The organism is Streptomyces sp. NPDC057654 (assembly GCF_042800135.1).
GTDB lineage: Bacteria > Actinomycetota > Actinomycetes > Streptomycetales > Streptomycetaceae > Streptomyces.
Window position 1 is genome coordinate 1 of record NZ_JBHVHQ010000976.1, and the last position, 3,033, is coordinate 3,033.

The following is a 3,033-nucleotide window of genomic DNA, read 5'->3' on the forward strand; positions in this document are numbered from 1 at the left end:
GGACTGCACCAGGCGCGGGTAGACGCGCGCCTTGGGGGCGTGCGGGTCCAGCCGCGCGAATCCCTCGCCGGTGAGCAGCTCGGTGTTCTTGACGAGCTCGTCGGCGAGCGCGTACAGCGCCTGGGCACGCCGCTCGCGCGCCGCCGCCCGCCGCTCCGCGTAGACCCCGGTGATGGCGGCGACGAGCGCGAGTCCCGTGGTGGCCGGCTCGAACCTGCCGCCCGTGCCGCGCGCGGCGACCAGCCACCACACGCTCAGCACGAGGGCGAGCAGCAGGCAGGCGAAGGTGGCGGCGGCGAAGAACGGCCGGCTCAGCGCTCTGATGCGCTCCATCAAAGGCGCGGCCCGCCGGCCGCGAAGGGGTCGGGCCCGGCGGGGGTACGGGGCGCCTCGGTGCTCTGGAGCATCAGCAGCGTCATCCCGAACGCGGGCCGGTCGAAGGCCGCGTGCCCGGTGTCGTGGGTCTGCCCGGTCTTGACGACCCGCGCCTCCGCCAGCATCTTCTCGACTCCGGGCAGGGTGTACTTGCGGCTGAGGTAGAGGCGGATGGTGTCCTTGTCGGGGAACGGGACCGTGCTGCGGTCCGGGAGCGTCAGCTCCACCTGGCCGCCTGTGCGGTTGTGATATATGACCTTGATCTTCAGCGCCCGGTCGTCCTCGACCGACCCCTCGCAGGTGAGGCTGTTCATGTCGATCTGGAGGTCCGTGTACTGCATCAGGGCGCTGGTGACGAACTCGCGGAAGCGCGGGCTGTTCTCGTACTCCTGCGCCGCCGCGCGGGCCGCCGCGTCCCCCTGGTCGGCGGTGTTGGCGATCTCCAGCAGGAAGCGGTCCTGCGGGCGCAGCAGCTTGTCGGCGAGCAGTGCCAGCAGCTGGGAGTCGCTGTCGAAGTTGGCGAGGGTGTTGCCGAGCAGCGAGTAGAGGACGGGCTCGTCGCCCACGGTGCGCCGGATCAGGGTGCCGAGCCGGTCGAGGTTGCGGGGGAGCGAGAAGTCGAGCTGTACGGGCAGCACGTCGCCGGCCGGTACGTGCAGGTGCTGGAGCGCCTCCCGCTGCGCGAGCCGCAGCATCTCGGCGCTCACGTCCACCGGGATGTAGCAGGCGGACTGGCCCCGGCTGTCGAGGTACCGCAGCAGCGCCTGGTCCTTCTGGCCGGTTCCCGGCCCCAGGCTGACGTAGTGCAGGGGGCCGTCGGGCAGCGCGTTCCCCATGGCGTGCCAGCGGCGGCTGAACGAGCCGATGCTCTCGCGCATCACCGGGTAGTACAGGTCGTTGCAGGCGTGCGCCCAGGCGACGGTGGACTCCAGGCCCCAGTACGAGAAGCCGGAGGTGATGAGCTTGCCGCCGCCCGCGGGGTCGGGCCGGTGCCGCAGCCCGGCGGTGACCTGGGCGAGTTTGCCCGACTGCTCCTCGCCGACGAGGCACACCGTCCAGCCGGGGTCCCCGAGAATTCCTGGAATGCGATGGACCGCCTGATCACGGTCAGCCATGGCTGTCATCCCCCTTAGCCCCGCCGCCGTCTCCGGCGGACACACCGTCAACAGCCGAACTTAGCGGGGAGTTGACGATCAGGGAAAGCGCGGCCGCCGGGCCTTGCGCATCTCCCGCGCCGAGCTGCTGGGGACGGAGATCACGCCGTGCCGCTGGTTCCACACCTGCCGGGTGACCCAGACGTCGACCGCCGCCCAGGTGGCCACGACGGTGCTGGCTATGCTGCACAGCGTGGCGGGGAAGGCGAACCAGGCGCCGGCCAGCGCGCAGAACACCGCGACCATGGCCTGACCCAGCGTCAGAGCGATGATGATCACCGCACGGACCGCCGCGGTACGGACCGGGTCGGGCATCCGCCGCCTGCGGGCGGGCTCCTCGGTCCACAGCGGCGGCCGTCCGCCGCGGGACGGGATGTCGTGATCCTGGTCCATGGAGATTCACCCCCTCAGTGACTGCCCGGTGCGGGCGCTTCCCAAAAGAGGGGCATCGGGCGTATTCCTCCCACCCCTCCGTGAGGAAGAGCGAACAACCATGGTCAAAGGTTCCCATGGGGAGTGGATTTCCAGCCAGAAGGGGCCACTCTCTTACCCCGTCGACAGGGTGTCATGCACCACAAGCGGGAGCGGAAAGTCCGGTTATCGTCTGACAACTCGCCACCAAAGCCGCTGATCACACGGTGTCAAGGACCGTACACGTCTTCGGATTGGTCGCCCGACAGTAGTAGGCTCGCGCCGCTTATTGTCGGAACACGACCCCCGCGCGCCGGGGTTGACGTTGGGGAGGCCATGCGCTTTCGCGGGAAGTCGATCCGCCGGAAGATCGTGGCGCTGTTGCTGGTGCCGCTGGTGTCGCTGACGGCCCTGTGGGCCTTCGCCACCGTGATCACCGGACAGGAAGCGGCTCAGCTCCTCACCGGGGCCGACGTGATGCGCAGACTCGGCCACCCCGCCGAGGACATGGCCCAGGCCCTCCAGAAGGAACGCCGCCAGACCCTCGTCTACCTCGCCGACCAGCGCCGCTCCGACGCCCTCGAAGCCCTCCGCGCCCAGCGCCACGCCACCGACAAGACCGCCGCCGACCTGCGTTCGGGCGCCGTCCGCAAGGTGCGCGACGACATGAGCGCCGAATCCGCCGACCAGTTCACCACCATCGAGGACGGCCTCGACGACCTCGCCGGGCTGCGCCGCAAGGTCGAGCACAACACCCTCACCCGCGACGGCGCGCTGCGCGCCTACAACGAACTCGTCGACCCCTACTACGCGTTCCTCGGCACCCTCAACACGCTCCAGGACGCCGGCATGGACAAGCAGGGCCGCGCCCTCGTCGGCCTCACCCGCGCCCGCGAGGCCCTCTCCCGGGAGGACGCCCTGCTCGCCGCCGGGCTCGCAGCGGGCTCCATGAACCGCCAGGAGATCCGGTCGTTCTCCGACCGGATCGCCGAGCGCAAGGTCCTCTACACCACCAGCCTGCCGGTCCTGCCCGCCTCCGACCAGAACACCTACGCGGACTTCTGGCGCGGCACCGACGCCCGCGCCCTGGAGT

Annotated in this window: 4 protein-coding genes; 1 reads left to right on the plus strand and 3 read right to left on the minus strand. The window is 70.4% G+C overall.

Annotated features, from left to right (window positions below; genetic code table 11):
• From ACFU99_RS39120 to ACFU99_RS39130, 3 genes are all read right to left on the minus strand, one after another.
• A partial coding sequence (locus ACFU99_RS39120) for a hypothetical protein (protein WP_384402139.1) occupies window positions 1-333 on the minus strand: 333 nt, incomplete at its 3' end.
• Entirely contained in the window at window positions 333-1,490 is a 1,158-nt protein-coding gene (locus tag ACFU99_RS39125; RefSeq protein WP_384402142.1) for an L-histidine N(alpha)-methyltransferase, read from the minus strand. The genes ACFU99_RS39120 and ACFU99_RS39125, both read right to left, overlap by 1 nt.
• Window positions 1,491-1,568: 78 nt before the next feature.
• Window positions 1,569-1,922, minus strand: coding sequence for a hypothetical protein (locus tag ACFU99_RS39130; protein ID WP_384402146.1), 354 nt, complete (start codon window positions 1,920-1,922; stop codon window positions 1,569-1,571).
• 354 nt (window positions 1,923-2,276) lie between these two features.
• Here ACFU99_RS39130 and ACFU99_RS39135 point away from each other — a divergent pair.
• The coding region (locus tag ACFU99_RS39135) for a nitrate- and nitrite sensing domain-containing protein (RefSeq protein WP_384402147.1) at window positions 2,277-3,033 on the plus strand (757 nt) is incomplete at its 3' end.